The 7,950-nt window shown below is 40.3% G+C and carries 5 protein-coding genes; all 5 read left to right on the top strand.

Annotated features, from left to right (window positions below; genetic code table 11):
* Nucleotides 1-15: 15 nt before the first annotated feature.
* Nucleotides 16-1,272 carry a putative DNA modification/repair radical SAM protein gene (locus AC1DPQ_RS11145; RefSeq protein WP_477584889.1) on the top strand — a complete coding sequence of 419 codons (1,257 nt, stop codon included), beginning with the start codon at nucleotides 16-18 and terminating at the stop codon, nucleotides 1,270-1,272.
* Nucleotides 1,273-1,368: 96 nt separating this feature from the next.
* Nucleotides 1,369-2,133 (top strand): TIGR03915 family putative DNA repair protein, encoded by a 765-nt coding sequence (locus AC1DPQ_RS11140; protein ID WP_477609286.1) that lies wholly within the window; start codon nucleotides 1,369-1,371, stop codon nucleotides 2,131-2,133.
* Between the two features lie 240 nt (nucleotides 2,134-2,373).
* Entirely contained in the window at nucleotides 2,374-2,664 is a 291-nt protein-coding gene (locus AC1DPQ_RS11135) for a co-chaperone GroES (RefSeq protein WP_010599229.1), read from the top strand.
* 134 nt (nucleotides 2,665-2,798) lie between these two features.
* A complete protein-coding gene (gene groL, locus AC1DPQ_RS11130) occupies nucleotides 2,799-4,433 on the top strand; it encodes a chaperonin GroEL (protein WP_477580735.1) in 1,635 nt (544 codons plus the stop codon).
* Nucleotides 4,434-4,784: 351 nt separating this feature from the next.
* On the top strand, nucleotides 4,785-7,950 hold a 3,166-nt coding region (locus AC1DPQ_RS11125), incomplete at its 3' end, for a PKD-like domain-containing protein (RefSeq protein ID WP_477609284.1).

Raw genomic sequence — 7,950 nt, 5'->3', positions numbered from 1 at the left:
AGTAAATATATCCCTATGTTTGATCGAATCCGTGAAAAATTAAATATTCTTGCTGACGCCGCTAAATATGATGTTTCTTGTTCATCAAGCGGCGGCACGAGAAAAAATACCAATAAAGGCCTTGGCGATAGCCATACATCCGGCATTTGCCATACCTACACTGAAGATGGCCGATGTGTTTCGCTTTTAAAAATCCTCCTGACTAACCATTGCATCTACGATTGTTTGTTCTGCGTTTCGCGGAAAAGCAACGATGTAAAACGTGCAGCCTTTACCGTAGATGAGGTGGTAGAACTGACCATGAATTTTTATCGCCGCAACTATATTGAAGGCCTGTTTTTAAGCTCGGGGATTTTCAAAAATGCCGATTTTACCATGGAACGGCTGTTGCTAGTGGTTAAAAAACTCCGCTTGGAACAGAACTACAACGGCTATATCCATTTAAAAACCATTCCAGGTGCCAGCGATGAACTGATTAAAGAAGCTGGCTTATATGCTGATCGGATGAGTATTAATTTAGAAATGCCAACTGAAGCCGGCTTGAAGCTTTTGGCTCCCGAGAAAAACCACGAGGAAGTAATTAAACCTTTAGCTTTTGTGCAACAGCAGATTAACCAGTTTACTGCCGATAAAAAACTGATCAAACATGTACCAACATTTGTACCTGCGGGACAAAGCACACAGATGGTTATTGGCGCCACACCCGAGAGCGACAAAGATATTATGTACACCGCGAATACCTTTTACAAAAACTTTTCTCTGAAAAGAGTTTATTATTCGGGTTATGTACCCATTAGCAACGACACCAGGATGCCTGTAATTGGTACACAGCCACCATTGCTGAGAGAAAACAGGTTGTATCAAACCGATTGGTTAATGCGGTTTTACGGCTTTAAAGTGCAGGAAATTTTAAACGATGCCAACCAGAACCTTGATATTGATATCGATCCAAAATTAAGCTGGGCGATTAGAAATATGCAGCATTTCCCTGTGGATATTAATACGGCTGATTATAAAATGATTCTCCGGATACCGGGTATCGGTGTAATGTCGGCCCAAAAAATTGTACAGGCCAGAAAGTTCGGAAAACTCAGGATTGACCAGTTGAAAAAAATCGGTGTGGCTTATAACCGGGCCAAACACTTTATTGTTTGCCTGGATAGCCCCTATCAGCTGAAAGATTATCAGGGCACACAGATTAAGGCTTTTATTTTGGCCGAAAGCCAGAGCAAATATTTAAAAACAGATAGCAACCAGATGATTTTGTTTTAAAACCCCACGATCGTCATTCCCAACTTGATTGGGAATCTCAAAGCTACGGCATTAAGATTCCCGCCTTCGCGGGAATGACGGACTAAAATAAATCCCATGACCTACATTTTCGATGGCACTTTTCAAGGTTTATTAACCGCTGTTTTCGAATGGTTTGAACGTAAGCCGGGAAAAGTTGTGCTAAAATCTACTTCAATTTTTCAGCCTGAAGCTTTTGCAGAAAGTTTTACAATTAGCACCAGTGCAGAAAAAGCAGATCGGGTTTGGGCAGGGCTGCAAAAGAAACTCAAAAAGGATTGGCACCGCAAATACTATTGCACCTATTTATCAGAAATACCAGAGGCTTACAATCACCTCTTTCAGTTTACCATATATATTTTTCAAAATCAATTGGGTGCAGAAAGTAATTATGGCAATCCACATGTAATTGCACTGGCTAAATATGCCAAAAGCGTAGAAAGGGAAAAACACAGGATGGAAGCATTTATCCGTTTTCAAAAAACTGGCGATGGGATATTTTATGCCAATATAGATCCTGATTTTAATGTACTGCCTTTAATATCCAATCATTTTAAAAACCGTTATGCCGATCAGCCTTGGGTAATTTACGATTTAAAGCGCAAATATGGCTTACATTATAATTTAACAAGCGTTGAAGAAATTACGATCAGCTTTAGCAACGGTGCAGATAAGCAAAATCTTGCGCCAGTTTTAATGGACGAAAGTGAGGCATTGTACGCAACCCTTTGGAAAGATTATTTTAAAAGTGCCAACATTGTAGCGCGGAAAAACACCAAACTGCATTTGCAGCATGTACCTAAAAGATATTGGAAATATTTAACGGAGAAAGTTCCAATTTAGCGAACAAGAGTTAACAACTCCAATATCATATAGGTTGGTCGGTGGTCAACACTGAATATACATGCAATAAATCTGGCTAAAAAATCAAAACTTACTGCCATGCTGACACCCACATTCTAAATTAGCGTAAAAAGTTTGACAGTTTGGTGAAAATTTGTCCCGCTAAACCTCTTGGCATAAAAAGTGTTAATTGTAAGCTTAGTTAAAAACTCAAATCAAAATAAAAAAATAATAAAAGTTATGGCGTTAAACCTTAAACCAATTGCTGGCAGTTCGAACAGAGTAATAGTTGAACCGGCTGCGGCAGAAGAGAAAACTGCATCAGGTTTGTATATCCCTGATACTGCAAAAGAAAAACCATCTAAAGGAACTGTAGTTTCTGTTTCTGAAGAAGATGCTGAAGGTAAAAAAGCGAGTGTAAAAGTTGGCGATGTTGTAATTTATGGTAAATACGGTGGTACCGAATTCCCTTACGAAGGTAAAGATTACTTAATTATGCGCGAAACTGATATTTACGCTGTTGTTGGGTAAAAATTAATGATTGAATGACTGAATACCTCAAATGAGTGAATTCAGCATAAATCAACAAATAAAATAATAATGTTAGAATGAAAAAGCACAAACTCAATCATTCTCTCATACAATCATTCAAAATTTAAAAAATAATGTCAAAACAAGTAAAATATAACGTAGAAGCTCGTGATGCCCTGAAAAGAGGTGTTGATATTCTTGCAAATGCAGTAAAAGTAACTTTAGGTCCAAAAGGACGTAACGTAATTATTGATAAAAAATTCGGTTCACCTGCAATCACTAAAGATGGTGTTACAGTTGCAAAAGAAATCGAATTGAAAGATGCCGTTGAGAACATGGGTGCTCAAATGGTTAAAGAAGTAGCTTCAAAAACAGCTGATATTGCTGGTGATGGTACTACTACTGCAACTGTATTGGCTCAGGCAATTATTACTACAGGTATTAAAAACGTTGCTGCTGGTGCAAACCCAATGGATTTAAAACGTGGTATTGACAAAGCGGTTGCTGCTGTTGTAGAAAACTTAAAATCTCAATCACAAGCAGTTGGTGATGATAACAATAAAATTAAGCAAGTTGCCTCTATCTCGGCTAACAATGACGAAGTTATCGGTTCGTTAATTGCTGAGGCAATGAGCAAAGTTGGTAAAGATGGTGTAATTACGGTTGAAGAAGCAAAGGGTACCGAAACTGAAGTTAAAACAGTTGAAGGTATGCAATTTGACAGGGGTTATTTATCTCCATACTTTGTTACCAATGCAGATAAAATGGAAGCTGAATTAGAAAATCCTTACATTTTAATCTATGACAAAAAAATCAGTAACATGAAAGAATTGTTACCGGTTTTAGAAAAAACTGTTCAAACTGGCAAACCATTGGTTATCATTTCTGAAGATTTAGATGGCGAAGCTTTAGCAACATTGGTAGTTAACAAAATCCGTGGTTCGTTAAAAGTTGTTGCTGTTAAAGCTCCAGGTTTTGGTGATAGAAGAAAAGCAATGTTAGAAGACATCGCAATCTTAACCGGTGGTATTGTAGTATCAGAAGAAAGAGGTTACAAATTAGAAAATGCTGATTTAACTTATTTAGGTTCTGCTGAGAAAGTTGTTGTTGATAAAGACAATACAACTGTAATTAACGGTGCTGGTAACTCAGATGATATTAAATCGCGTGTTAGCCAAATTAAATCTCAGATCGAAACGACTACATCTGATTACGATAAAGAAAAATTACAAGAGCGTTTGGCTAAATTAGCTGGCGGTGTTGCCGTTCTTTATGTAGGTGCAGCCAGTGAGGTTGAAATGAAAGAGAAAAAAGACCGTGTTGATGATGCTTTACATGCAACCCGTGCGGCTGTAGAAGAAGGTATCGTTGCTGGTGGTGGTGTTGCTTTTATCCGTGCAGTTGAAGCTTTAGCGGATTTAAAAGGTGCTAATGAAGATGAAAACACTGGTATCCAGATCATCCGTCGTGCTATCGAAGAGCCATTACGTCAGATTTGCGAAAACGCAGGTATTGAAGGTTCTATCGTAGTTCAAAAAGTTAAAGAAGGTAAAGCTGATTTCGGTTACAATGCACGTACTGATGTTTACGAAAACTTAATTGGTGCTGGTGTTATCGATCCAACTAAAGTAAGCCGTGTAGCGTTAGAAAATGCAGCGTCTATTGCAGCGATGTTATTAACTACTGAAGTTGTTTTAGCAGACGAACCTGAAGAAGGTGGTGCTCCAATGCCTCCAATGGGCGGCGGTGGCATGGGTGGTATGATGTAATACCATTCATAGCGAAACTATTTCGTGTAAAAATACACCCTCAAGGTATAAGGCCTTGGGGGTTTTTTTATGCTCTATTATAGCAAAAACGAAACTTTGCCTAAGCTATAACCCATTCATTTAGTTAATGTTGGTGTAAAATTCTATGATTGTCATGCAAAAATTACGTTCTTTGCAGCGAATATTTATTGACGCGTCTTAGGTCGAATACTCATTTCTGAGATTGGATTAAAGCAAGTTTAACTAACAACGCTTCCAGAACGCAATAAAATCATTCCCTAGTGTTAGAGATTTATGAAGATTCGTTGTAAAAGGAAATGGCTTTCTTTTGTCCTGTTTTTTGGGACATTTTTGTTTACGTCAAATGTTTTCGCCCAAATTACCATAGGCTCAGTTGATGCAGGCCCTTTTACCCCAGGCAGTACTATTGCCGTTCCTTTTAATATCAGTGCAGGCTGTGCCGCTCAAGGGAACCAATTCCAGTTATATCTTTCCGATCAGAATGGAAGTTTTGGCGCCGAWACACTTATTGGCAGTTACACCGGCTTCTATAGTACTTACATAAATGGTAAACTTCCTGCAACACTTACGCCTGGTACAGGTTATCAGGTTAGGATAAAATCTACCGCTCCTGCATTCACAAGCACACCATCAACAGCTTTTGAAGTAAAGACGGGACCACCAGTTGAGGCTAAATTAACATCAACATTGTTAAATGTGGCCAATGATGAAACTTTTGGTACCTGCACCAGTAAGGCCAATAATTCTTTCTTCCTCACAAATGCATCTACAGCAAACAGTACAGTTACCGCGAGCATAACTGACGAAGTAAATGGAGGGAGTCCAACATTAATCAATTTCCCCACAGCAATACAACCTTTTAATGCTCAGCAGACACATTATACCATTTACACTAAAGCTGTGATGCCGGATGGCTCGGTTGCAACCAAGGCTTATCTACTGATTAACAATAAAGCGATAACAGCTTTTGCCAATTCGGGCAATACAGTGGTTTGTTTGCCCTTAGGCGCCTTAACATTTAGCGTAGATGTTAGTTCGAGCGCAGGTATTCAAAACAATTTTCCGGGAGATATTTATACGATTACCTGGGGCGATCAAACTACCTCAACCTATACACTTTGTGAGATTATTGCCAATGGTGGTAAGGTTACACATGCATATACCAGATCATCTTGCGGAAGTGTTTCTACTTCAAGTGCTGGCACAATTTATAATGCTTTTGATGTATCTATTAATGTATCGAACGCTTTCTGTACTACAATGGGTACACCCGTTTCCTCTTCGGCTAAAGTGGTGGTAAAACCGATAAATTCGTTTGCTTTCAATACGCCGGGTTGTACCAATGCCGACATCACGTTTGTTAATACATCTGTTTTAGGCGAAAACCCAAACACCAATACTGCAGCCTGTACCCCAAATAATGTAACCTATAACTGGTATGTTGATGGTGTGATTAAAGAGGTTGACAAGCCCAAATCATACAATTTTGTATACAAATTTCCAACGCATGGAGAGTATACTATTAGGTTAGAATCTAAAAATATTACAGGCGAGTGCGATGCCGATCCGGTAGAAATGAAAATCTGCATCCAAGATCCGCCAAAGCCTGATTTTAGTCTACCTTCAACTACCATTTGCTCTGGAACAACTTTAAAAGCTACCGACCTTTCTGTTTTAGACAATACCTGCAATGCAGCCAATAATTATTCATGGTCAGTTAGCCCAGCGGTGGGCTTTGTTGGTGGTACAAATGCCGCAAGCAAAGAACCGGAGTTCAATTTTACCAGTCCTGGCACCTATACTATTACCTTAAGCATCAGCACACCGTCATGCGGTGTAATTATCAGCCTACCACAAACTGTTGTGGTTAATGTGGGGCCTGTAGCTACACTATCGCCTGATATTACCCTATGTAATCTGGCTACTTACGATTTTAACAATACCACAACARGGCCAACCCAAACATTAATTACTGGCACGACAAAAGATTTACCCGATAGCTATACCTGGACAGTTTCACCATCAGGATCGGGCACCTATAGCTTTACCGGTGGTACAACCGCCAACTCTAAATATCCATCGATAAAATTCGATAGCTACGATACTTATACCGTAACTGTTGTGCACAAAAATAATTGCGGCACCGCAACCGATACCCAAATTCTAACCTTCAGTACAGCACCAGTGATTAGTGCGGGGCCAGACCAAAATATCTGTTTTAACGACCCCAGTTTTACACTTAACGGAACCATAACCGGAGCCACCACAACACAAACCTGGATTGGCGGGGCGGGAACATTTACACCCAACAGAAATGATTTAAACGCAACCTACACGCCAACCGCAGCCGAAAAAACAACTGGTACGGTTACTTTGAGGTTAAGGGTTACCACCGCACTCGCCGCCCCCTGCAATCAGATTGATGATGATATCATTCTTAAAATAAAACCCAATATCAGTTTAACAAGCGCAGTGGCTAAAACCATCTGTACAGGTAATAGCGTTGCATACACTCCCACCTCTGCAGTAGCAGGCGTAACCTACACCTGGACCGCTGCTACCGGAACTCCATCTGCAACTGGCTATACCGCCAACGGAAGCGGCCCAATTAACGATATCCTCACCAATAGCGATCTTAATGCCGATGCAAGCGTAACTTATATCATCACTCCTCATTTTGATGGCTGCGATGGAACGCCATTTAATTTAGTGGTTACCATCAAACCTAATCCTATTGTCACACCAACTGCAGGCAGTACAACCATCTGTAATGCCACTTCATCAGCCATAACCTTAACAACAAACCTAACAGGCGTAAACTATACTTATGTCAGCGTGATAACCGGAGTAATAACCGGAAATAGCAATAGAACGGTAGCATCGGCAGGAACGCAGATCAACGATATTTTAACCAATTCTGGCACCACTCCAGGTACAGTAACTTATACCATTACGCCTGTATCTACAAATGGTTGCCCAGGCGCGCCAGCCAGCATTACCATTACGGTTTTGCCAAGTGTAACACTGCCAAATGCTGGTCCGGATGAAGCGATCTGCAATGCCAGCACTTACACCTTAAAAGGAAATACGCCAGTAGTTGGCACAGGCAAGTGGACGATCGTTAGCGCACCAACAGCTGTAACTTTTGCTGATGACACACAGGGCAATACAACAATTGCTGGTTTACAGGCCGGAAATACTTATACCTTTAGATGGACAATAAGCGACACCAACTGTTCTGCATCCAGTGATGATGTTCAGGTCACCGTTAACCCGCTCAGTGTTGGCGGCACAACCGCTGGAGATGTGAATGTATGTGCAGGTGCAAATAGCGGAAACATCAGTTTAACAGGCCAAGTTGGAAACATTATCCGTTGGGAAAGATCTATCAACAACGGGGTAAACTGGTCTACCGTTACCTCAACAGCAAATCCATATGTATTTTCTAACCTCACTATAAGCACACAGTACCGCGCAATAGTACAAAGTGGTAGCT

The sequence above is a fragment of the Pedobacter sp. 01T416_2 genome (assembly GCF_056398925.1).
Note: the sequence above shows the minus strand (reverse complement) of the source record. Positions and strands in the feature narration are given on the sequence as shown.